The 22,409-nt window shown below is 51.3% G+C and carries 24 protein-coding genes; 21 read left to right on the forward strand and 3 right to left on the reverse strand.

Annotation, left to right across the window (positions count from 1 at the left end):
* Window positions 1–15: 15 nt before the first annotated feature.
* The 5 genes from NSQ80_RS10225 (at window position 16) to NSQ80_RS10245 (ending at window position 4,003) form a co-directional block, all read left to right on the forward strand.
* Window positions 16–1,179: an XdhC family protein gene (locus NSQ80_RS10225; protein WP_260069979.1), complete on the forward strand. Its 1,164-nt coding sequence runs from the start codon at window positions 16–18 to the stop codon at window positions 1,177–1,179.
* Window positions 1,172–1,798, forward strand: a complete 627-nt coding sequence (locus NSQ80_RS10230) for a nucleotidyltransferase family protein (protein WP_260069980.1) — start codon at window positions 1,172–1,174, stop codon at window positions 1,796–1,798. The genes NSQ80_RS10225 and NSQ80_RS10230 overlap by 8 nt, the downstream gene beginning before the upstream one ends.
* A gap of 60 nt (window positions 1,799–1,858) precedes the next feature.
* Entirely contained in the window at window positions 1,859–2,149 is a 291-nt protein-coding gene (locus NSQ80_RS10235) for a hypothetical protein (RefSeq protein ID WP_260069981.1), read from the forward strand.
* 1,117 nt (window positions 2,150–3,266) lie between these two features.
* Window positions 3,267–3,740, forward strand: coding sequence for a hypothetical protein (locus NSQ80_RS10240; protein ID WP_009223269.1), 474 nt, complete (start codon window positions 3,267–3,269; stop codon window positions 3,738–3,740).
* 14 nt (window positions 3,741–3,754) lie between these two features.
* Window positions 3,755–4,003, forward strand: coding sequence for a hypothetical protein (locus NSQ80_RS10245; protein WP_036643821.1), 249 nt, complete (start codon window positions 3,755–3,757; stop codon window positions 4,001–4,003).
* Window positions 4,004–4,545: 542 nt separating this feature from the next.
* Here the strand turns inward: NSQ80_RS10245 and NSQ80_RS10250 are convergent.
* Window positions 4,546–6,036: an MFS transporter gene (locus NSQ80_RS10250; RefSeq protein WP_009223270.1), complete on the reverse strand. Its 1,491-nt coding sequence runs from the start codon at window positions 6,034–6,036 to the stop codon at window positions 4,546–4,548.
* Window positions 6,037–6,184: 148 nt separating this feature from the next.
* Between NSQ80_RS10250 and NSQ80_RS10255 the strand changes: the two genes are divergently transcribed.
* The gene (locus NSQ80_RS10255) at window positions 6,185–6,622 is read left to right on the forward strand and encodes a MarR family winged helix-turn-helix transcriptional regulator (RefSeq protein WP_260069982.1); all 438 of its coding nucleotides are present in this window, start codon (window positions 6,185–6,187) and stop codon (window positions 6,620–6,622) included.
* A 239-nt stretch (window positions 6,623–6,861) separates the two neighbouring features.
* Here NSQ80_RS10255 and NSQ80_RS10260 read toward each other — a convergent pair whose 3' ends face one another.
* Entirely contained in the window at window positions 6,862–7,422 is a 561-nt protein-coding gene (locus NSQ80_RS10260) for a GNAT family N-acetyltransferase (RefSeq protein WP_260069983.1), read from the reverse strand.
* 150 nt (window positions 7,423–7,572) lie between these two features.
* Between NSQ80_RS10260 and NSQ80_RS10265 the strand changes: the two genes are divergently transcribed.
* The 15 genes from NSQ80_RS10265 (at window position 7,573) to NSQ80_RS10335 (ending at window position 21,742) form a co-directional block, all read left to right on the forward strand.
* Window positions 7,573–7,998 carry a DMT family transporter gene (locus NSQ80_RS10265; protein WP_260069984.1) on the forward strand — a complete coding sequence of 142 codons (426 nt, stop codon included), beginning with the start codon at window positions 7,573–7,575 and terminating at the stop codon, window positions 7,996–7,998.
* A 41-nt stretch (window positions 7,999–8,039) separates the two neighbouring features.
* Window positions 8,040–8,738 (forward strand): cyclic nucleotide-binding domain-containing protein, encoded by a 699-nt coding sequence (locus tag NSQ80_RS10270; protein WP_260069985.1) that lies wholly within the window; start codon window positions 8,040–8,042, stop codon window positions 8,736–8,738.
* A gap of 14 nt (window positions 8,739–8,752) precedes the next feature.
* A complete protein-coding gene (locus NSQ80_RS10275; protein ID WP_085278990.1) occupies window positions 8,753–9,241 on the forward strand; it encodes a DMT family transporter in 489 nt (162 codons plus the stop codon).
* A gap of 25 nt (window positions 9,242–9,266) precedes the next feature.
* Complete coding sequence (locus NSQ80_RS10280) at window positions 9,267–9,665, forward strand: NUDIX domain-containing protein (RefSeq protein WP_260069986.1); 399 nt, start codon at window positions 9,267–9,269, stop codon at window positions 9,663–9,665.
* An 18-nt stretch (window positions 9,666–9,683) separates the two neighbouring features.
* Window positions 9,684–10,160, forward strand: coding sequence for a GNAT family N-acetyltransferase (locus tag NSQ80_RS10285; protein WP_260069987.1), 477 nt, complete (start codon window positions 9,684–9,686; stop codon window positions 10,158–10,160).
* 195 nt (window positions 10,161–10,355) lie between these two features.
* A complete protein-coding gene (locus NSQ80_RS10290) occupies window positions 10,356–14,033 on the forward strand; it encodes a nitrate reductase subunit alpha (RefSeq protein WP_260069988.1) in 3,678 nt (1,225 codons plus the stop codon).
* Window positions 14,023–15,570, forward strand: a complete 1,548-nt coding sequence (narH, locus tag NSQ80_RS10295) for a nitrate reductase subunit beta (protein WP_085170708.1) — start codon at window positions 14,023–14,025, stop codon at window positions 15,568–15,570. The genes NSQ80_RS10290 and narH overlap by 11 nt, the downstream gene beginning before the upstream one ends.
* Window positions 15,563–16,138: a nitrate reductase molybdenum cofactor assembly chaperone gene (gene narJ / locus NSQ80_RS10300; RefSeq protein WP_009223280.1), complete on the forward strand. Its 576-nt coding sequence runs from the start codon at window positions 15,563–15,565 to the stop codon at window positions 16,136–16,138. Before narH ends, narJ begins: the two co-directional genes overlap by 8 nt.
* Entirely contained in the window at window positions 16,125–16,823 is a 699-nt protein-coding gene (gene narI / locus NSQ80_RS10305; RefSeq protein WP_009223281.1) for a respiratory nitrate reductase subunit gamma, read from the forward strand. Before narJ ends, narI begins: the two co-directional genes overlap by 14 nt.
* Before the next feature lie 26 nt (window positions 16,824–16,849).
* Window positions 16,850–17,308 (forward strand): GAF domain-containing protein, encoded by a 459-nt coding sequence (locus NSQ80_RS10310; protein WP_009223282.1) that lies wholly within the window; start codon window positions 16,850–16,852, stop codon window positions 17,306–17,308.
* Window positions 17,305–18,366 (forward strand): ATP-binding protein, encoded by a 1,062-nt coding sequence (locus NSQ80_RS10315; protein WP_009223283.1) that lies wholly within the window; start codon window positions 17,305–17,307, stop codon window positions 18,364–18,366. The genes NSQ80_RS10310 and NSQ80_RS10315 overlap by 4 nt, the downstream gene beginning before the upstream one ends.
* A gap of 47 nt (window positions 18,367–18,413) precedes the next feature.
* Window positions 18,414–19,061 (forward strand): response regulator transcription factor, encoded by a 648-nt coding sequence (locus tag NSQ80_RS10320; protein WP_036700661.1) that lies wholly within the window; start codon window positions 18,414–18,416, stop codon window positions 19,059–19,061.
* A 14-nt stretch (window positions 19,062–19,075) separates the two neighbouring features.
* Window positions 19,076–19,594, forward strand: a complete 519-nt coding sequence (locus tag NSQ80_RS10325) for a hemerythrin domain-containing protein (protein ID WP_028539481.1) — start codon at window positions 19,076–19,078, stop codon at window positions 19,592–19,594.
* 193 nt (window positions 19,595–19,787) lie between these two features.
* Window positions 19,788–21,290, forward strand: coding sequence for an MFS transporter (locus NSQ80_RS10330; RefSeq protein WP_036700671.1), 1,503 nt, complete (start codon window positions 19,788–19,790; stop codon window positions 21,288–21,290).
* A 38-nt stretch (window positions 21,291–21,328) separates the two neighbouring features.
* Window positions 21,329–21,742 (forward strand): hemerythrin domain-containing protein, encoded by a 414-nt coding sequence (locus NSQ80_RS10335; protein ID WP_028539483.1) that lies wholly within the window; start codon window positions 21,329–21,331, stop codon window positions 21,740–21,742.
* 68 nt (window positions 21,743–21,810) lie between these two features.
* On the opposite strand, the gene NSQ80_RS10340 is transcribed toward NSQ80_RS10335, so the two are convergent.
* Window positions 21,811–22,317 (reverse strand): DUF3231 family protein, encoded by a 507-nt coding sequence (locus NSQ80_RS10340; RefSeq protein ID WP_009223288.1) that lies wholly within the window; start codon window positions 22,315–22,317, stop codon window positions 21,811–21,813.
* Between the last annotated feature and the right edge of the window lie 92 nt (window positions 22,318–22,409).

The raw sequence follows: 22,409 nt of genomic DNA on the forward strand, positions 1-22,409 counted from the left end.
GGAGATGACATGAACATGGAGGAGCTCATTCTTGCATTGGACGCCTGCCTGGCGGAGCGCCGGGCTTGCGTTGTTGCCACGATTGTGGATGTGGACGGCTCCGCCTACCGCCGGGAAGGCGCCCGCTGCCTCATCCATGCGGATGGCGAGGTGACGGGCATTCTGAGCGGCGGCTGCATTGAGGAAGACTTGCGCGAGCATGCCCAGGAGGTGCTTCGCACCTTGGAGCCGCGCAAGCTGCTATACGACTTCCGCATTGGGGAAGATGAGGTGTGGGGGACCGGCCTCGGGTGTAACGGGGCGATCACGGTGTGGCTCGAGCCGTTTGATCCGGTCTGTGCGCCGGACGCGGCGGACCGGATCATCGGCGATCTGCGGCAGCGCGTGGAGACGCGCGAGCCGTATGTGGCGGCGACGGTGATCGGTTCCTCCGATCCCGCCGCCGTGCCGCCCGGCGCGCGCCGCACGCTCGCCGGCGCGGCCGAAGCCGCCGGCCTGCTGGGCGCGGGCCGGCGGGCCGGGCTGGTGCGACGCACCGAGGGCAGCGCGCAGCTGGAGCTGCTGCTGGAGCGGGTCGCACCGCGCCCGGAGCTGGTCATCGTCGGCGTTGGCGACGATGCGCGCTTGCTCTGCAGCCTGGCGCGCCGGCTGCAGTGGCGGGTGACCGTCGCGTACCATGCGACGGGGAAAGCGACGCGGGAGCGGTTTCCTGCAGCGGACGAGCTGCAGATTATCCCGCGCTTCGCGTTTGAGCAGGTCGATGTCCGCGGCAAATACGTCGTCGTCATGTCGCATAACCTGGAGCTGGACCGGGAGGCGGTCCACAAGATGCTCACGCCGGAGGTCCAATATGTCGGCCTGGTCGGCTCCCGCTACCGGTTGGAGAAGATTCTGGAGCCAATTCGGAACCCTGGCGAGCCGGAACGCGCGATCGAACCTGCGCTGCTGGATAAACTCTATTCGCCAGTAGGGCTGGACATTGGCGCGGAAACCCCTGAAGAGATTGCGATGAGTATCTTGGCAGAAATTACCGCAATCAAAAATGGACGCTCCGGCGGGTTTCTGCGTGATCGGAAAGGGGCCATCCGCGGGGGAGGAACTGACGCTTCATTGAACGCTTCGACTTCGAGTCCATCATTTCTTGACGAACCTGCCTTTCCGGAGTCCTGCCGTGTCTAAGCGCAGAGCTGGGTCAGGAGATGTATGGGCGTTAATCCTCGCGGGCGGCGCTTCCAGGCGTATGGGCGAGCCGAAGCTGCTGCTGCCAGCACCGCGCGGAAATCTGCTGCAACAAACGATACACCAGGTGTTGGTGGCAGGAAATGTTCAGATGGCGGTTATTACCGCGGAAGGCGGACCGCTTCGCCAAGAAGATACGGAGAGTGTGCCGGTGGAATGGCTGACAACCTCGCAGGCCAATCGGGGGCTTGGCGCCTCGCTGGCGGCTGGAGTCCGGCAGCTAGAGGCGCGTTATGCACCTGCAGCGATTCAAATCATCTTGGGCGATCAGCCGGAGATCTCACCGGATGCGATACGGCAAGTGACGGAAGTGTTCATCCAAACCGGAGCCGAGATTGTGCAAGCGCGTTATGATGATCGACCGGCGCATCCCGTATTGTTTGCAGCGCCGTTGTTCCCTGAGTTGACTAAGCTGGACGGTGACGTTGGGGCCAAAGAGCTGCTGCAGCAATACAGAGAGCAAATCGTTGAGGTGAAGATTTCGGGAAATGCCCCCCGCGATATCGACACACCGGAGGAATATGCGAGATACCGAGAGTCAGCTTTTTCTAAAATTTGACTTCGCTGCTGCGACACGATACGCTTAGATCATCAATCTATTGCGTGAGGGGGACAGGACATGCCGCTGATCTATCACTTTGATCCGGAGCAAGTCCGCATTCGTGAAACGGTAAATGAAGAGGACGTAGAATTCGAGTTGACTTTCCTGCAGAACGAACCGCTGTTCTCGAACATGCGGGAAGTGCAGAAAAAGTTCGAGGATAATGACGTATACACGGATGTCTTGTTCTACTTGAATCAGGATCAGGAGCGCCAATACCGGATCATCGTTCGTAAAGATTTTTATGATGATTTCCTGCTTGCCTTATTGAAATATCGCATCCTGAACGGACTCGAGTGGAAGGACTAATATAGTACCATCCCTCTTTATAAAAGCAAAAGATCCATAAGGGTGTTTTTCTCACGGGACTGACCCCGCAATGTGAGACAATTAAAAACACCTTCAGGATCATCTAATGAAGTGCACCCCTTAGAATAGACATTGGAAAATCCCTGGTTATTCCGATGAATTCTAAGGGGTATTTTTTATGGCAATATAAGAACAGCCGTTAAGTACATACGCTGAAAACTGAGGTGGAGGGGGGCTACTGTGGGATTACACATACATTTATTATAGTACGCTTATGGTAGGCGTTTCGGAAAGAGAGGTGAATTGAGCATGAAACAGCGTATCTGGATTTGGTTTGGGGGATTGTCGTTTAAAAGCAAGCTGCTCACCGTTTTTATCCCGCTAAATCCTCATACCGCTGTGCATTTTGGCATTCCTATCAAGTCGAATTTTTAGTAATCCCCTGATTGAACGAAGTGTCAATGACGTCATTAATGAATCTCGACTGACAACTAACTTGTCATTATTTAGTGAAGTCGATGTGGCTGTCTTCATCGACACGAACGGAAAAATATATACCTCATATGTTCCTGAAAAGGATGAAAGCGCTATAAACTACAGCGGCCTGACTCAAAGTTGTCAGAGCAGTGAAGTTACGGATCGGCTTATAGGTTTCCGATGGAACAACGGGATTTCCTAACTCCGGATTCTGATGTGCCCGTCTTGACCTTAAGCAAAGTGGTTGTTGATATCAATTCGGGGAATCAATAAGTAACGTTGTATTTGATCATCAAGGAAACCATATAAATCAAAAAGAGGGCTTCCTTATCAGAGACCCTCTTAAAATTTGAACAGACTTTGGATTGGAAAGGAGCGAAGCTTTGTTAATAGCCAGAAAGGATTGGATGATTATGAGTATTATTTACTCTGAGATATCCAGAGAAGAAAAGAAGATTGCTCAATCAGCTACCCAACTGATGAACCTACAGTCTTCTCTCCGATCTGGATCAAGTATATCCGTTTATGCATCTCTGCTTTCCAAACTTGGATAAGCGAAATGCTGGTTATAGTATAGCTACTCAAATAGGAGACGTCATTGTGGCGTCTCCTTTATACTGTAATGGAAGGAGGTTTATGTATGGCAGATTGGTGGTTAGAATGTAGTGATGGTTCTTTTCGTAAAGCGAGAATTGAACCAGCTACATTAAGCGACACGAGACGAATGAAATGGACGTTTGATTGGCGAAAAGAACTGCATAGTTCAAAAAGGAAGGTCTATAAACTCGTGGATGACCATAATGGCAGTATCATTGGTGGTATCTCTTTTGAGATTCGTGAGGATCACATTTATGTAGTGCTCCTGGATTCTGCCTTTCCTACTCGGTACAATGCGAACCCGCCGCGCTTTTATTTGAATGTGATGAAGCTTTTATTGGCATTCGCTTCCCTGGAGAGCGACCGACTTGGTTTCGATGGATTCTTAGCGCTGACGCCAAAAACAAAATTACAGTCTTATTATCATAAACATTTTTGTGCTTTTCTTTTACCGCAAGGCATGATGGGCATAAACGGTGGTATCATGAAAGCCATTATTGAGTTATACTATTACTAAAGGACGTGATAAACATGATGAGGAATAGACGGCCGTACAACAAGCTGCTTGCTTCTAGTCAAATTAAAATTAAACGAAGCGATCTTGGTGATTTAGGCGGACCGCAAACTATCCCCAACGCTCCTGACACGCCTGCAACACGAGCTGCAATGTCGGAGTTTATCCGAAAATCAAAAAGCGGTGAGATCGCATTTGATCTGCCGGAATGGATCCTCAAGGAAAGAGAAAAGAGAAATCAGTCATTCGAGAAGATTAAACTATAGTCACAAGCGCTCACTCATGTGGGCGCTTTTGTTTTACTCTCTTAAAATTTGTATCTCCCTTCGGGGCCATGACGCGTCCCATCCTTCGGAGGTAGGCGAAAACCTAAATCCCTTCGGCGCGCATCATTCCCTCCTCTATTCCCTACGGAGTCTTTCATCACCTGCGGTGTAAACCGGCACCTTCTCATTGAGGGATTTTCCACTTCTAAGTCACTGAAATGCTTTTCCTTCGTCCGGTGATCGAAGCTTTGCCCCGCTGACTTATCTGGATATCGAACCTAGTTTTGGCACGTGGGATGGATCCGGGAAGGTGCTTGACTCATCCAATGAGGAAGTTATTCTTGCTTGGAAAAAAGACAATAAGTATTGTAGGATTCGAGTTCAATTAACTACCTTGCAATCAACGATTACTTATGTTGACGAGCTAGGGCTAATAACTCAATACGATATTTGATCGCGAAGTAAAGAGAAACGTAATACTTTTCAAGATTAAACAACCAGTCGTCTGAAGAGAATCAGTGACTGGTTGATTAGATTTCCTGTTAGTACGTAGAACGCACCCGTTCTCGCCCTTGCGCTCGTTTTGCTGACCAAAACCGCCAGCCGGTCAAAATGGCGACGACGAAACAGATGGTAGCGGACGTCATGAACACCACATGCATGCCGGATAGAAACAGATCGGGACGATCCGGCACCAATCCGGTGACCCGGCGGCCCGCCCGACTGCTCATGACGCTGAATAAAGTCGTGGTCGCGACGGTGATGCCGACAACCATACCCATATTGCGTACGAGTGAGTTGATGCTGCCGGCGATGCCCAGCTGGGTTTTCGGAACCTTCGACATGATGAGCGAGTTGTTGGGGGACTGGAACAAACCGTTGCCGAGGCCAAGCATCGCAATCCATACCCCCACCTGGGCGATAGAGCTGCTGTCGTGCAAACGGGCCAGCCCGATTTGCGCGATCACCATCACGATCAACCCGACGAACGTCAGCAACTCGGAGCCGATCTTATCGGACAATGCACCGCTGAGCGGCGCGACGATGACCATGACGATCGGGAACAGCATCATCAGAAACCCGGCATGCGAAGGCGAGAGGTTTAAGATGCTTTGCGTATAAAATGGGGCGATGATATTAAAGCAGAAGTTGGCGACAAACACCAGGAATCCCGACAGAATGCTTAAGCTGAACAACGGATTGCGGAATAACGTCAGTTGAAGCATCGGCGCTTCGCTGCGTGTCTCGATCCACAGAAACACGAGGAACACGGCGACCGCCAGGACGAGCGCACTCACAATGCGGATATCCTGATAGCCAAGCTGCTGACCAAACAGTAAGCCGCTGAACAATGCCAGAATAAAGATGGGGAACAGCGTGCTGCCCGCTTTATCGATTTTCACCTTCAGCTTGGTTCGGTCCGCCGGGAGCAGCTTCCAGCCGATGACAATCGCGATGAGGCCGACAGGGACATTCACCCAGAAAATATATTCCCAGCCTAAGGCCGACACGATCACACCTCCAAGGCTCGGGCCCGTGATGCTTCCCAGCGAGACGAAGGTCCCGGTGAACCCAAGCGCTTTGCCTCGTTCTCCGGCCGGGAAGATGTCGGTGACAATTCCCTGACTGTTGGCCATGGTAAGCGAGGCGCCAAGCGCTTGCAGCAGCCGTGAGCCAACGAGCAGCGGCAGGTTATGGCTGAAGCCGCACAGCAGAGAGCCCACAGTAAAAATCACCATGCCCCATTTGAACACCTTAATTTTACCAACGATGTCTCCCAGTTTGCCGAAGAAAAGAATAGCTGCGCAGGTCATCATCAAATATGCGGAAACGATCCATTCTGCTTGGGCAACGGTAAGATGCAATTCTTTAGAGATCACTGGCAGGGCAATATTGACGATGCTTCCGTCCAGCGTCGACATAAATGTAAATAAATTTAATACAATCAGGATCAACCAACGTTTTCGTTGAATGTCCGGATCATCCTGATAGGAAGTTGTGCGAAGGTCAGAACGTTGAGTCGTCATATCCATATCGTTTCACACCTCTCTCTTCTCCAGCCTTTTTTTGTTGCGAACGCAACTATTTTAAGCAATCCTAGTGTACTCCAATTTAGTTGCGAACGCAACTGATTTCAGTTAAAATTTGCATAAATGAGAATCGCAAAAGAGGTGCAGGGATATGAATTACCCTTCCGTTGGCAAACTGATCTCCTATCTGCAACGGATCAACCAAAAGGAAGTCACCGCATTGTTGAAGCCGTATGGGATTGGCGGAGGCGGGAACCACAGCTATTTATTGGCGATCTTAGCGACGCCCGGGTTAAATCAGGACCAGCTGACGAACCTGGTCAAATTCGACAAGGCGACCACGACCCGCTCCGTCAAACAACTGGAGGAGGCCGGTTACATAGAACGGCGGGTGAACGAACACGACCGGCGATCGATCTTGTGGTATCCGACGGAAAAGGGAAGAGCCTTCGAGCCCACGCTTCGGCAAATTTTAGCGGATTTTAACCGCCGATTGACGGCTGTGTTAAGCGAGGAGGAAACCAATCAACTCGAGACCTCACTTACGAAAATTTACGAGAGCAAGCTGAATAGCGATGAGAATGTGTGAATCAGCCGATGATGAAGATTAACAGTAAATCGTACTGTTATTTTTCGCGATTTACGCCACCGAGGGGAATTAACAGTAAATCCTACCTTTAATTTGGCTGATCTGCTCGAAAACAGCGGATTTTATCGAAAATAACGGTACTTTTTCCAGCTAATTAGAACAATTAAGGCGGTTGGTTGAAAATTAACAGTAGTTTTTACTGTTAGTTGCACCATTCCATTGCTCGATAAGAACTCCCATTACTGCCCGCGAAATGAACGATGATGGAACGAAGTAATGTCCTGAAACAGCGATCGACCGTCATCTGTTACAGTGAATTGATCATTTAGCGGGAGATACAGCGCCCGATACGGCTCGGGAACCCAGATATATTGGTGGACGTAAGGTGTGGCAATAAATCCGCAATGGATCCAAAAACGGAGGCGCTCCCGGTTCTTTGCCGTGTCCTCCGATTCCGCCTCGATGATAATCGCCTCAACGTGGTGTTCTCGCAAGGCATAGTCACGGATATCTGCGAAGAACTGAGTGCCAAAGCCTTGTCCTCTTACATCTTGACGCACGGCCATATAATCGAGGATCAATCGCTTGTGTCCCTGCTTGCTGCTCAGGCCGGTGACGCCCATCGCTACCGCTTCGCCGTCTAACAGCCCTGCGTGCAAGCTGGCGATTCCGCGATCCAGCATGCTCTTCAGCACCTTTACAGGCTTGGCACCGTGCGGGAATGCTTCGCGATAGATGGGTTCGAGCTTGTCCCACCAAACGTCATCCCATTGGTTTAAGGTTGTGAATGTCCATTGCATTTTGGGCCCCCCATTTTAAATGTACGGTTACTTCTATTTTATCCTTCCACCAGCATTCAGGACATATGTCCTTTCCAAACGGCAGAAGATATCCTTTAATTAGGTATTGATATAAAGGATCGCGAAGATTCGAGAACGAGGAGAGAGACGATGAGGGGTTTGTTATTTGCGTTTTTGGCCGGGGCGTTCATCACCTTGCAAGGGGTGGCGAATACAAGAATCAGCGGCGAGATCGGCACATGGCCGGCGGCGGCGTTGACTCAGTGTACCGGCTTTGTCGCGGCCTTGCTGATTTGGCTGATGCTCCGTGACGGGGGGCTTCCCGACTTGCGGAAGGTGAAGCCGTTGTATATCAGCGGCGGGGCCTGGGCGGCGATTATTATTTTTAGCAACGTCACAGCGATCCAGCAGGTTGGAGTCACTTTGACGATCTCAGCGGTTTTGATTGCCCAGTTGTGCATCACCTTTCTGATTGATAGCCTAGGTTGGTTTGGTGTACCGAAGCAAAAAATGCGGCTGCCGCAGTTTATCGGAATCGGCTTGATGATTGCGGGAGTGATTATTCTCAAATTTTAACGGATGAGTGAATGGCCCAAGCCTCAAGGAGGAGAACGGATATGAAAGAAGTGGCAGACCCGGACCTGCTAAATGACTATATCGAATCGTATGGACTTCAGAAGGTATTTCCCAAAGCGTTGCTGCCTTATCTGACGCTTCACGGGTTTGACCAAGGAGAGCTGATTTGCACGCAAGGCGAGCCATCGCATACCATGTACGTGCTGGTTCGGGGGAAGATCAAAATTTATAACACCTCTCCGGAAGGCCGTACGCTGGTCATTTCCTTTAAAAATCCGCTGGAGGTCATTGGGGATGTCGAATACATTCGGGACGGGGATATCATCAATACCGTTGAGGCTGTGTCCCCGGTTCACATGATCGGGGTAGAGTACCGTTGGCTGCGGAAATACGGTGCGGATCATTCGCCGCTGTTGCATTTTTTACTGGACATAATCACCAAGAAGTTTTATATGAAATCCAGCTCGATGAGCTTTAATCTGCTGTATCCGGTGGAGATCCGCCTGGCGAGTTATCTCTTGTCTGTATCTTTCGACGAAGCGGATGCGCGGTTTCAGGGGAAACTCGGCACCGCCGATTTGGCCGATGCGGCTAATTTGATCGGTTCCAGCTATCGCCATTTGAACCGGGTGCTGCAGAAATTCGCGGCGCTAGGTTTGATCGAGCGAAGCCGCGAGGGCATCACGGTGAAGGATCGGGAAGGGCTTCACAAACTGGCGAGCCGGAATATTTACGAATAGGGGGACGGAGAGACGTGCTGTTAGGAATAATGTTCGCATTGACTGCCGGAGCGTTGGTGGGGATGCAAAACGTGTTTAATACGAAGGTGAATGAGCAGACCGGCAATTGGACGACGACGACGCTGGTGTTAGGTCTGGGGTTCGCCGCCTCCTTTGTCATTGGACTGATCGTTGAAGGAAAAGGAATGTTTACGTCATTACCCGGGATGCCGGTTTGGTTTTGGTTCAGCGGCTTGATTGGGGTGGGCGTTGTTACTTGCATGGTACAGGGTGTCAAACTGTTGGGGCCAACGTATGCTGTAGCCATCGTGATGACTTCGGAGTTAGGGTTTGCCTTGTTGTTTGATTCGCTAGGTTGGCTCGGCTTACAGAAGGTGCCGTTTACGCTGAACCAACTGATCGGCGTGTTAGTGATTGTCGGCGGCATCTTCGTATTTAAGCTGGGCGGGGGAAGCGAGAGCGAGGAGGAAAGCTCTGTTCGGAAGAGAGAAGCTTTGAATTAAGCTTGGAGTTAGGGGGCGTCAAAATATGGAGGGAAACATCGATAAAATCGCCTGGATTCACCTGCGGAATGGTCGCATGTTAAATGTCCGTTCGAAGGGGAAAGAGCTGTTTTATATACCAGGCGGCAAAAGAGAACCAGGCGAGTCCGATCACGAAACTTTGCAACGAGAGATTCAAGAGGAGTTATCCGTGACCGTAAAGCCGGAGACGATCAACTACTTTGCAACGTTTGAAGCGCAAGCTGACGGCAAGCCGGAAGGGATACTTGTACGGATGACCTGTTACTTTGCGGAGGTCGAAGGCGAGCCTCAACCCGCTTCCGAGATCGAGGAAATGGCTTGGCTTAGCTATGAGGAGCGCGTTCGGACATCGCTGGTCAGTCGGATGATCTTCGGCAAGCTCCATGAGATGAATCTGTTGTAGCGGAAGGAAGGACGCCAGATGATCATTAGACCTTTGCAAGCGGAGGACAATGCGGCGATTGAAGCCGTGATCCGCGATTGCCTGATCGAGTTCGGCGGGAACCGGGAAGGGCTGGCGTGGATAGACGAGAGCCTTAGCGCGCTCTCCCGCTATTATGAGCCGGAGGGAAGAGCTTACTGGGTTGTAGAGCAGGATGGCCGGGTGCTCGGAGGGGCCGGGATTGCCCCGTTTGCTGATTCCAGCGAGGTGTGCGAGCTGCAGAAAATGTATTTGCGGCAAGAAATCCGCGGGACCGGGATCGCAGCCCAGTTGCTGGCGACCTGCTTAGACTTTGCCAAGCGTCATTATAAGCAATGTTATCTGGAAACGCTGCAGACGATGGAGGCGGCGAACCGTTTTTACCGCAAGCATGGCTTCCGGAAGCTGGAAGTTCCGCTAGCCGGCTCCGAGCATTTTGCCTGTGACGCCTGGTACATGATGGATCTTCATTCCTAACGAATACCGAAATTTGTTCTTCAAAAAACGCCATTTGGGCGTTTTTTTGTCGTTATAGGGCGTTCACCGACAAGCCGAGGGATTTCCCTGATGGGAAAGCAAGTGAAATTCGTTTCATAATGGAGTCAGAAGCTCGAATACCATTGATTCCCCATCAAAGGCATTCATTTGGGCGATGAAGGAGTGAACACTTCCGTGAAACGAAGATCAGGACTTAGCTTTTTTAAGAAGCCGGAAACGATCTCGGGGAAATGGACCAAGATCGAAGAGAAAAGCCGGGAATGGGAAAATATGTACCGCGGCCGCTGGTCGCATGATAAAGTTGTGCGCACGACGCACGGGGTGAACTGCACCGGCTCTTGCAGCTGGAAGGTGTTCGTGAAGAACGGCATCATTACCTGGGAAAATCAACAGATTGATTACCCGTCCTGCGGACCGGATATGCCCGAGTTTGAACCGCGCGGCTGCCCACGGGGCGCCTCGTTCTCGTGGTACGAGTACAGCCCGTTGCGGGTGAAATACCCTTATATGCGCGGGAAGCTGCTGCGCTTATGGCGCGAGGCGATGACCAAGTCTCAAGGGAATCCCGTGCAAGCCTGGGCGAGCATCGTGGAGAATCCGGAAGCTGCAAGATCCTATAAGCAAGCTCGCGGGAAAGGCGGACATGTGCGCGTGACCTGGGAAGAAGCGTCCCAGCTGATTTCAGCACAAATCCTTTATACCATTAAAAAATATGGGCCTGACCGGATTGCTGGATTTACACCGATTCCAGCGATGTCGATGATCAGCTATGCATCGGGCGCGCGGTTCATTTCATTGCTGGGCGGCGAAATGCTTAGCTTCTACGACTGGTACGCTGACCTGCCGCCGGCTTCGCCGCAAATCTGGGGCGAGCAAACCGATGTACCGGAATCATCCGACTGGTATAACGCCGGATATTTGATCATGTGGGGCTCCAATGTGCCGCTCACGCGGACCCCGGATGCCCACTTTATGACCGAAGTTCGCTACAAAGGAACCAAGGTGGTGTCCGTAGCGCCGGACCATGCGGAGAACGTCAAATTTGCCGATAACTGGCTCGCGCCGCATCCGGGTACAGACGCTGCGGTTGCCCAAGCGATGACCCATGTCATCCTTGACGAGTTCTATGTGAAGCGCCAAGAACCGATGTTCTTGAATTATGCCAAACAATACACGGACATGCCGTTCCTCATTTTGTTGGATCCGCATGAAGGTGGATATAAGGCCGGACGTTTCCTGCGGGCCAGCGATCTGGGGCAGGCGACGGAGCATGCCGAATGGAAGCCGGTCATTTATGACGAGGCGGCTGGAGAGTTGATCGTTCCGAACGGAACGATGGGCCAACGTTGGGAGAAGGACGTGAAGTGGAATCTGATTCTGGAGCGGGAAGACGGCACCCGGATCGAACCGGCGCTGTCAGTCGAACCGCACGGCGGAGAATGGACAGAAATCGTCTTCCCTTACTTCGATGCGGCAGGCAACGGCACGTTTACTCGGTCGATTCCGGCCAAAACGGTCACTTTGGCAGACGGCAGCACCCGATTGGCTGCGACTGTCTTTGATTTGATGCTTAGTCAATATGGCGTGAACCGCCCTGGCAGCACCCATACCGCCAAAGGGTACGATGATGCGGAATCGCACTATACGCCTGCATGGCAAGAGCGCATTACCGGTGTGAAGGCATCGCTGGTAGTGCAAATCGCACGCGAGTTCGCGCAGAACGCGCTGGATACTGGCGGCCGTTCGATGATCATCATGGGCGCCGGGATTAACCACTGGTTCAACAGCGATACGATCTATCGCTCCATTCTGAACCTGGTTGTGTTGACGGCATCCCAAGGCGTGAACGGCGGCGGCTGGGCCCACTATGTCGGGCAAGAGAAATGCCGGCCGATTGAAGGGTGGTCGACAATCGCGTTTGCCCGCGATTGGCAGGCACCGCCGCGGCTGCAAAACGCGACCTCGTTCTTCTATTTTGCTACAGACCAATGGAAATACGAGGAGATGAGCGCGGAATCGCTGAAATCGCCAACCGGCGGGGAGATTCCGTACCGTCATCCAGCGGACTACAATGTGCTGGCTGCCCGACTGGGCTGGCTGCCATCGTACCCGCAGTTTAATAAGAACAGCCTATCGTTCGCCGAAGAAGCGGCGGCTCAAGGCAAAACCGATAATACGGACATCATCAAGCATGCTTATGAGCAAGTGGTGTCAGGCGAAACGAAGTTTGCGGTGGAAGACCCGGATGCGCCGGAGAACTTCCCGCGTACGCTGTTTGTCTGGCGGTCGAACCTGATCTCCAGTTCGGCGAAAGGGCAAGAGTTCTTCATGAAACATCTGCTCGGCACGCATAATGGGTTGTTATCCAGTCCGAACGAAGAGGAGAAGCCGGAGGAAATCGTTTGGCGTGATGAAGTGGAAGGCAAGCTGGATCTGCTAGTGGCACTGGATTTCCGGATGACAGCGACCCCGATGTATGCCGATATCGTCCTGCCTGCCGCAACTTGGTATGAGAAGGTCGACCTGTCCTCAACCGACATGCACCCGTTCGTGCATCCGTTTAACCCGGCGATCGATCCGCTGTGGGAATCGCGGACGGACTGGGATATTTACCGGTCGCTGGCCAGCGTCTTGTCTGAGATGGCGAAGGAACATATGCCGGGCGTATACAAAGACGTAGTTTCCTCTCCGCTGGGTCACGACTCAATGGCTGAAATTTCCCAGCCTTATGGGGAAGTGAAGGATTGGAAGCGCGGTGAAGTCAAACCGGTACTTGGCAAAACGATGCCTAGCTTTAGCGTGGTTGAGCGCGATTACACGAAGATCTACGACAAGTACATCACGCTGGGACCTAACCTGGAATCTGGCAAGGTGGGCGCGCACGGGGTCAGCTTCTCCGTGAAGGAAGAATACGAGGAACTGAAAAAGATCAACGGCGCTTACACCGATGATACGATCAAAAACGGTCGTCCGAAGCTGCGTACCGCAAGACAAGCGGCCAATGCAGTGCTGCACCTGTCCTCGGCAACAAACGGCAAAGTTTCGCAGAGAGCTTGGGAATCGGCTGAACAGGATACCGGCGTGGAGTTGAAGGATATCTCTGCAGATCGTGCGGCGGAACGCATCACCTTTGCGAACATTACCGCACAGCCTCGCGAGGTCATCCCAACTCCGGTATTCAGCGGTTCGAACAAATCAGGACGCCGGTATTCGCCGTTTACAACGAATATTGAACGGTTGGTGCCGTTCCGGACGTTAACGGGACGCCAGCATTTTTATCTGGATCATCAGATCTTCCTGCAATTCGGTGAGGCGCTGCCGGTTTACAAACCAACGCTTCCGCCGATGGTGTTTGGTCCACGGGACAAACAGGTTGAGGGGGGAAAGGATGCACTTGTCCTGCGCTACTTAACACCGCACGGGAAATGGAACATCCATAGCACCTATCAGGATAACCTGCACATGCTGACCCTGTTCCGCGGCGGGCCTACCGTGTGGATCAACAATGAGGATGCCGAAGCGCATCAGATTAACGATAACGATTGGCTGGAGGTCTATAACCGCAATGGCGTTGTTACGGCTAGAGCCGTAGTCAGCCACCGGATGCCCAAGGGTACGATGTTTATGTACCACGCCCAAGACAAACACATTAATGTTCCTGGTTCGGAAATTACGGGTGAGCGAGGCGGCAGCCATAATGCGCCGACGCGAATCCATTTGAAGCCAACGCAGCTCGTTGGGGGCTATGCCCAGCTTAGCTATGGTTTCAACTATTACGGACCTATCGGCAACCAGCGTGATGTGTACGTTGCCGTGCGCAAACTGAAGGAGGTTGACTGGCTTGAAGATTAAAGCGCAAATCGCCATGGTGATGAACCTGGACAAATGCATCGGCTGTCATACCTGCAGCGTGACCTGTAAGAGCACCTGGACGAACCGGGAAGGCGCCGAATATATGTGGTTTAACAACGTTGAAACGAAGCCGGGGATCGGTTATCCGAAGCGGTGGGAAGACCAAGAGCATTACAAAGGCGGCTGGACGCTGCGTAACGGGAAGCTGGAGCTGAAATCCGGCAGCAAGCTGTCCAAGATCGCGCTCGGTAAAATTTTCTATAACCCGGATATGCCGGAAATGAAAGACTACTACGAGCCTTGGACATATGATTACGAGAAGCTGACGAATTCGGGCGAGAAGAAGCACCAGCCTGTGGCCCGTCCGAAATCCGCCGTCACCGGCGACACGATGGACCTGGATTGGGGACCGAACTGGGAAGACGATCTGGCCGGCGGCCATATCACCGGACCAAAGGACCCAAACATCGAGAAGATCGAAGAGGACATCAAGTTTAACTTCGAACAGTCGTTTATGATGTACTTGCCTCGTCTATGCGAGCATTGCTTAAATCCAAGCTGCGTGGCTTCCTGTCCATCCGGCGCAATTTATAAACGCGATGAGGACGGCATCGTCCTCGTCGACCAGGAAGCTTGCCGCGGCTGGCGTTATTGCATGACGGGTTGCCCATACAAGAAGGTTTACTTTAACTGGAAAACCAACAAAGCGGAAAAATGCACATTCTGCTTCCCAAGAATCGAAGCAGGACTTCCAACCGTGTGCTCCGAAACCTGCACCGGACGTATCCGTTATCTCGGCGTGCTGTTGTATGATGCGGATCGCGTGCAAGAAGCGGCATCTACCCTAGATGAGAAGGATTTGTACGAAGCTCAGCTAAGCCTGTTCCTTGATCCAAATGATCCGAAAATCATCGAGCAAGCCCGCAAAGATGGACTTTCTGAGGAATGGATCGAAGCGGCGCAAAATTCGCCGGTCTACAAGCTGGCCATCGAATATAAACTGGCCTTCCCGCTGCATCCAGAATACCGGACGCTGCCAATGGTGTGGTACGTACCGCCGCTCAGCCCGATCATGAGCCATTTTGAAGGCAAGGATTCGATTCAGAACCCGGATCTCATCTTCCCGGCAATTGAGGAAATGAGAACGCCGATTCAATACCTGGCGAATCTGCTGACGGCTGGGGACACGGAAACGGTAAAAATCGCTCTGCAACGGATGGCAATGATGCGCCAATACCAACGCGCACAATTCTCCAAGCAGCCGTTTGACGAGAAACGATTGGATCGCGTGGGGCTGACCGCACAACAGGTTGAAGAAATGTACCGTTTGCTGGCGATCGCGAAATATGAGGATCGGTTCGTCATTCCAACCTCGCATAAGGAGGGGTACATGGACCCGTACCGGGCCCAAGGCACCGCCGGATTTGGCATGGATTGTGACGGCTGCGGTCCTGCCACTCCGATTCCGGCGAGCACCGGCAAGAGTGGACGGGATCTGTATGAACAAAACTTCTATGGGGGGATCTGGCGTGATTGATCTGGTGAAACTGGATGCACATCGCGAGTTGTTCGGCTTTTTTGCCGGGCAGCTCGTTTACCCCGACAAGGAGACGTTCGCTTCCATTCAGGAAGGTGGGGAAGAGGCTTTCCCTGCTTCCGTCATGGAGCCGGTGTCGAAATACCGGGAACAGATGCTTGCACGAAGCATGGAAGAGATCGAGGAGCTTTACGTCGATACATTTGATTTTGAGAAGTCGTCAACGCTGTATATGACGTATTTCAAATATGAAGATTCTAAAGACCGCGGACAACTGCTGACCTCGCTTAAATTGGTTTACGAGATGTTTGGCATGGAGATGGTGGACCGGGAGCTGCCGGATTTTCTGCCGCTGATGCTGGAGTTTTTGTATGCGGCCGATTGGCTCCATCATCCGCATGGCTTAATGGCGATGCAGACGGTAATCTCGATTTTGGAGGACGGCACTTACCAATTAATGAAGTCACTGGAGTCGAAGGGGAACCCTTATTATCCATTAATCAAAGCCCTTCGGGAAACGTTTAAGCTGTGTTTGTCGCAGGAGGTGAAAGTCCATGAGCCTGTTTGAGCAATTTCTATGGGTGATTTTTCCCTATCTCTGTGTGGTCACGTTCGTGGTGGGACATATCTTCCGTTACCGCTACGACCAGTTTAACTGGACAGCCAAATCCAGTGAGTTCATCGAGAAAAAACGGCTAATGCTCGGCAGCCTCCTGTTTCATATCGGCATTATCCCGGTCATTCTGGGTCATGTGGCCGGGCTAGGTATTCCGAAGGAATGGATGAACGCGATTGGCGTCAACGAACATTTGTATCATATCGGGGCGATGTATGGCGGTGGATTTTTTGGCGTGGTGACATTTGCCGGAATGCTGATTCTGACGATGCGTCGGTTGACGATGAAAAATGTGCGCCGGCTTAGCTCCGCGTCGGATATGATCGTCAATGGATTGCTGCTGTTCATCATTTTTATGGGGATGTACTCTACGCTGGTGACGAATAACGTACAGCCGGACTTTGACTATCGGGAGACGATATCCATTTGGTTCCGTAACCTGCTGATCCTCCGTCCGGAAGCCAGCTATATGGCAGAGGTGCCGATCACGTTCCAAATCCACATTTTGGCAGGGTTCCTGATCTTTGCCTTGTGGCCGTTTACCCGGCTCGTTCATGTGTGGAGCGTACCCTTGAATTATGCCCGGAGAAGCTATATCCTTTATAGGAAGAATCGCTCGCATTCTGCGGGACGTTAAGGATTTGAGATTAGGGAGACGAGTTCATGAAACCAACCTCCGGTTGCTATCAGGTGATGATCGATCAATTAAGAGAGCAAATGGGGTATGATTTTGTGTCGCTGGCCTTTGCGGAGTCGGCGATCAACGACTTTGTACTTACCTGGAAATACGCTTCAGGCAATTTGAATAACCGCTACAAACGGATCGTTCTCCAGTCGGGTAAGGGGGTTGCCGGCATCGTGTTCAAAACCGGCAGCCCCATGCTGGTTCCCCGTGTAGACGAAGTGCTTCAGCCGCAAGAGCTGTACAATTTTCCGATCTTGCTCTCGGAGCGATTAACCAGCTTGGCTGCACTCCCGTTATATTTGGCGGATCGGGTGGAAGGCGTTCTCTTGGCGGGCTACCGGGGAGAGCAGCGGATGTCCCAGGAAGATTTGCTCCAGCTGTATGAATGGCTGCAAGGCCAGTTTGGGGATTTTGAGATCAAGGAGCTGATCCCATGAATCCGTTATCCTTGAACGTACCCATCGAGCTTCTGCAGAAGCAGTATGAGCAAAGCTCCGATGCAATCATTTTCTTTGATGCACAGCATCGGATTATGGCGATGAATCCTCAGGCCGAGAAGCTGCTGGATCGCCGGGTGCTGGAGGAATCAGCAGACACCGAGCACAACGCTTTTTGCTTCTCGTGCCGTGGATATACTAGTGAAGATGAACCGATGTCCTGTATCAATTGCTATCTTTCCAACACCAAGAAGGATTTTAGCTCCTTCCAGCTCTATTTGGAGACCAAGACGAAAGGCGTCGTCCCGTTTTCGGCCAGTTTTCAGACGGTGGACCAAGAGTCGGGGGTTCGGGTGCTGATCTTGCGCGATCTGACGAATCCCATCATGACGCAGCAAATGCTGAACCGCAATACTATGATGAAGAGCATTATTAAAGCTCAGGAGGATGAACGCAAGCGGATCTCCCGCGAGTTGCACGATAGTGTCGCTCAAGAGTTGATCAGCTCGCTGGTGGATCTTCGGGTGTTGAAATATTTGAATGTGCAAGAGGAAGCCTTGCAGAAAATCCAACAAACGGAGGCTTCGCTCACCCGATTGTTGGAGCAAATTCGCAATCTATCGGTGGAGCTGCGTCCAGCCTCCTTGGACGATCTTGGTCTGGATGCGGCTTTTCGTTCGCATTTCAAATGGATTGAGAAGAACTACGGGGTCGTCGTGCGTTTTGTGGCAGAGCTAGGCGGTCAGCGTTTTAACAGTGAGGTTGAGACGGTCGTCTACCGGGTATGTCAGGAATCCGTGCTGAACGCGCTGAAATATGCCAACGTAGACGAGATTGACGTCCGTCTATTTGCTTCCGAGCATACGCTGGAGCTTGTCGTTTCCGATCAGGGATGCGGATTTAACGTGAATGCAAACGATCCGAAGGGAACCGGACTTGGCATTTATGGAATGAAAGAACGGGCAGAGCTGGTAGGCGGAGAAATCACCGTGACTTCGCAGCGGGGGAAAGGAACGACCGTTCATTTACGGATTCCGTTGGCTGCCGTTACCCCGTAATGGTGCTGCAAACGTAAGGATTTTGCTTGGATAGGGAGGTATGGATCGTGAAAGTAGTAATCGCGGATGATCATGCGGTCGTCCGAAGCGGTTTTGCGATGATTATTAATTTTCAAGAGGATATGGAGGTCGTGGCGACGGCCGCAGACGGGATCGAAGCATACAAAATGGTAGCCAAACACCGGCCTGACATCCTGTTGATGGATCTCAGCATGCCTCCAGGCGAAAGCGGCTTGATCGCGACGGCCAAAATCCATGAGGATTTTCCCGAAACGAATATTATTATCCTCACGATGCACGATGACGAGGAATATTTATTTCATGTGCTTAAGAAAGGCGCCAGAGGGTATGTCTTAAAAAATTCGCCAGATGAGCAACTCGTCTCAGCCATTCGCATGGTGCATCAAGGAGGGGTTTATATCCATCCGAAGCTCGCCTCCTCCCTTGTCCGAGAATTCGTTAGCCAAGATCAGCAAGCCGATGAGAACAACCCTTACCAGCTGTTGTCTACCCGTGAGGTTGAGATTCTGCCGCTGGTCGCCAAAGGCTACGGAAATAAAGAAATCGCTGAAATGCTGCACATCTCCGTCAAAACGGTAGAGGCCCATAAAGCCAAAATTATGGAGAAGCTGAATTTGAAATCAAGACCTGAGCTGGTGGAATACGCAATTAAGAAGAAGCTGCTGGATTTCTAATGGAGGCCTATGACATGGAACGAGGAACACTGTTAAATGAAACGCCCGCCATGCGTATTCTAGAGAACGAGCACCGTTATTTGGCTAGTTTGATGAACGAATGGCATGCGATTGTACTGGACTTTCAAAACGACCGCTACTCCGGGGATCAGGCGACGCAGCAGTTCGCGCTTCTTCAGGAGCTGTTACATGAGTTTAAAGCGCCTTTGCGCAAGCATTTTCATAAAGAAGAAACGTACTTTTTTCCGAGATTAGGTCAACATATTGGGTATGACCAAGGGCCTCTCGTGTCTATCGAACAAGAGCATGAAGAGATCTTCGCTTATATCGATCATTTTCTTCACCATGCCAACAGTGAGCATTCGCTGGAGGAAATGAAGGCTTTGTGCCGAGACGCAGGGGAAGCGTTTGAAATTTTGACGGTGCATTTCGTGAAGGAAGAAACCGTCTTATTTCCAATGACCAGGCAGGTCATGAGATCGGCGGAACAAGAGCAGTTGAATCAGGAACTTTACACGTTAATTGTTGAATAGTTTTCCAATAAAATGTACAGCCCATAATCATTATCCAATGGTTATGGGCATTTTTGTGACCAAACCGGGCGGATAGGGAGTTTCCCTGGGCAAACGGGGGAAAACCCTATACAGGCCCCCAAAGCGGATCAGCTACAATACGAGTGGGGAAATCGATGGTCATTCAGAAGTCATTTTGGAAAAGGTGATCGATTTGATAAAAAAAGTTCAGTTACCGCTACAAACACTCAATTTGATCGTCGGTTTTGCCGTATGGGTCATTATCTCGTCCCTCGTATCCTTTATGGGAGAGGACATTCAGATCCCAGCCGATAAGGTCGCGATCATAACAGCTATTCCTGTCGTATTGGGTTCCGTTTTACGTATTCCGCTGGGGTATTACGCGAATATTTTCGGGGCAAGGTTGGTTTTTCTAATTAGTTTCATTTTGCTGTTGTTTCCAGTGTTCTACATTAGTGAGGCGAACTCTTACGTCGATTTGATCATCGGCGGGCTGTTCCTCGGCATCGGCGGCGCCGTCTTCTCCGTAGGCGTCACTTCGCTGCCGAAATATTATCCGAAGGAGCGTCATGGTCTGGTCAACGGCGTGTACGGTCTCGGGAATCTCGGGACGGCCGTGACTTCGTTCTCCGCACCGGTCATCGCGACGCAAATCGGTTGGTCGGCGACGGTCAAGCTGTACTTGATCCTTCTGCTTGTTTTTGCAGCGCTAAATCTTTTCTTTGGTGACCGTAAAGAGCCGAAGGTGAAAACGGCTATGATGGAACAAATCAAAGGCGTTTATAAGAATGAAAAGCTTTGGTTGTTCTCGCTGTTGTACTTTATTACGTTTGGTTCGTTCGTTGCGTTTACCGTCTATTTGCCCAATTTCCTGGTGACGAACTTTGAACTTACCAAGGTGGATGCAGGGATGCGTACCGCCGGATTTATCGCTTTGGCGACCTTTATGCGTCCGGTTGGCGGCTGGCTGGCGGATCGGTTTAATGCTTTGATGCTGTTGATCGTCATCTTTTCCGGGTTTACGCTTGCGGCTATCGTGCTGGCGTTCTCACCAACATTCACTTTGTACACCATCGGTTGTCTGGTAATCGCAATTGTTGCCGGTGCAGGAAATGGTGTCATCTTTAAGTTGGTTCCACAATATTTCAATAAGCAGGCCGGGATCGTCAACGGGATCGTGTCCATGATGGGCGGCCTGGGCGGATTCTTCCCGCCGCTGTTATTGTCCTATATCCATTCGGTAACCGGTCAGTATTCCATCGGTTTTATGCTGCTGTCGCAGGTCGCTTTAGCCAGCTTGATTCTCGTACTCTGGATGATTTATTCCGATAAGCTGAGTTTGTCTTCGGAAGTCTTCAACAATACAGCGCAAGGGATTCTGGTCACTGACCCGAAAGGTACCATTGTGGCTGTGAATCCGGCGTTTACTGCCGTAACCGGGTTTAGTGAAGAGGAAGCATTAGGGAAGAAGCCGAATATTCTGCGAGCGAATCGACAAGCCCCGGATTTCTATGACCGCATGTGGAAGAGCATTAAAGAAACTGGCATGTGGCAGGGGGAGATTTGGAATAAGCGCAAAAACGGTGAGATCTACTTACAGTGGCTAAATATCAGCACGGTTAAAGACGAAACCGGTGAGGATATCCGCTATGTCGGAACGTTCTCTGAGCTTCCAAAGGGAAAGGCGGAGAAGTAACGAATCCAGATTACATCAGAGAATAGGGGGAGAGTCCAATGCCGGTTGGTCCATCGCTGCGGCAACTCCATGCTCATCAGGCCATTCATGACGGCGGCTTGGCAGGGGCGAAGTCGAAAACGGAGGAAGTTGCGGGTTTCTACGCCAGCGGAGATCTGGAGTTGGCAGAGCAGGCAACGAATGAATTGTTGGGATACTGGGAGTCGCGGATTCTAAGTCATGCGGATGCAGAAGAAGACGGCTTCTATCAAGAAGTAACTGAGAAGAATCCAGACCTCCAGGAGGCGGTCGTGCAATTAAAACGCGATCATGAACTGATGCGAATCGTCGTTCGCAGCATTCACCAACAGCGAGAGACCTCTGGTTGGAGCGAGGCTATTTTGCACAAGCTTTATGCTTTGCTGGAGATTAATGAACTCCACAGCAGGGAAGAAGAAAGGTTATTGTTTTAATGAAATAGGAAAAAGCGATTAAGCAGCGGGTCTGTTTAATCGCTTTTTTCATGACTTGTAAACACGAATTACTCTGGTTTTTTGAGTTGCAGAGGCGGAGGAACCAGCCAGCCCTTTTCCTTGCTCATCCGTAAGATTCTAAGCCCCAATGCGGTTTTGGTGGCGTGGTATTTTGCAAACAACGCGCCGATATCCTCTCGGATCGATAACCCCATGGCTCCGCTGCAACCGGCCAAAGAAGCTGCAGTATCCATGGCGATTTTCGCGGCGATTTCTGCATCGGCAAATCTGGCTCCTGGTGGAATATCCTCAAGCTTCGTTTCCGGTCGTTCCGGCAACATGGGGGAGGGGGTGATCCCATTGTCCGTCAACAGCTTGTCCAGTTCTTTAATCTCCAGTTTAGCCTGATCCATCAGGTCCTTTAGAATCTCTTTCAGATCTTTGTCACCCGCATGGTACGTGAACAGCTGGTAGCAGGATAACATCATTTTTGCTGCCATCGAACTTTCCCATATCGTGAAAATTTCGCCGTAGTGCATTGGCTCATGCTTCGGATTCCCGTCTAACACACCCATGAAGAAATCTCCTTTGCTTCGTCATTTTGCTTACCGCAAGTAGTATGTCTCCTTAAGTCGTGTTGTATGAAGCCGAAACTATGGGGCTAGTA

Source organism: Paenibacillus sp. FSL K6-2441 (assembly GCF_037964765.1).
GTDB classification, from domain to species: Bacteria; Bacillota; Bacilli; order Paenibacillales; family Paenibacillaceae; genus Fontibacillus; species Fontibacillus phoenicis.